We start from the raw sequence: 871 nt of genomic DNA, 5'->3' as shown, positions 1-871 counted from the left end.
TAGCTAATGACAAAGCTACTCAAGAAGAAGTTAACAAAGCTAAAGATGCATTAAAAGCAGCAGAAGACGCATTAAACGGAGAAAAAACTCCAGAAGTAGATAAGAAACCACTTCAAGCTGAAGTAGACAAAAACAAAGACGATGCAATAACAGGCTCTGACAAGTACAAGAATGCAGATGCTGACAAGAAGAAAGCATACGACGAAGCATTGGCAAAAGCAAAAGAAGTTTTAGCTAATGACAAAGCTACTCAAGAAGAAGTTAACAAAGCTAAAGATGCATTAAAAGCAGCAGAAGACGCATTAAACGGAGAAAAAACTCCAGAAGTAGATAAGAAACCACTTCAAGCTGAAGTAGATAAAGAAAAATCTACAAAGGATACAGACAAGTACAAGAATGCAGACCAAGCTAAAAAGGATGCATACGACAAAGCATTAGAAGATGCACAAAAAGTTCTTGAAAATCCAAATGCAACACAAGAAGAAGTTAACAAAGCAAAAGATGCATTAAAAGCTGCAGAAGAAGCATTAGGCGTAAGCGCAGAAGTAGACAAAGCTGCACTTAAAGCAGAAGTAGACAAAAACAAAGACGATGCAATAAAAGGCTCTGACAAGTACAAGAATGCAGACCAAGCTAAAAAGGATGCATACGACAAAGCATTAGCAGATGCACAAAAAGTACTAGCAGATCCAAAAGCAAGTCAAGACGATGTTAACAAAGCTAAAGATGCATTAACAAAAGCTCAAGCAGAATTGAACGGAGAAAAAACTCCAGAAGTAGATAAGAAAGCACTTCAAGCTGAAGTAGATAAAGAAAAATCTACAAAGGATACAGACAAGTACAAGAATGCAGACCAAGCTAAAAAGGATGC

General features: G+C 37.0%; 1 pseudogene. It reads left to right on the top strand.

The features are described from left to right. Positions 1-871 (top strand): annotated as a pseudogene (locus ACU68W_RS09215) (hypothetical protein); the annotation flags it as partial.

It is taken from the genome of Finegoldia sp. P2-F-LR (assembly GCF_052932265.1).
This window is presented reverse-complemented; position numbering and strand designations above follow the sequence as displayed.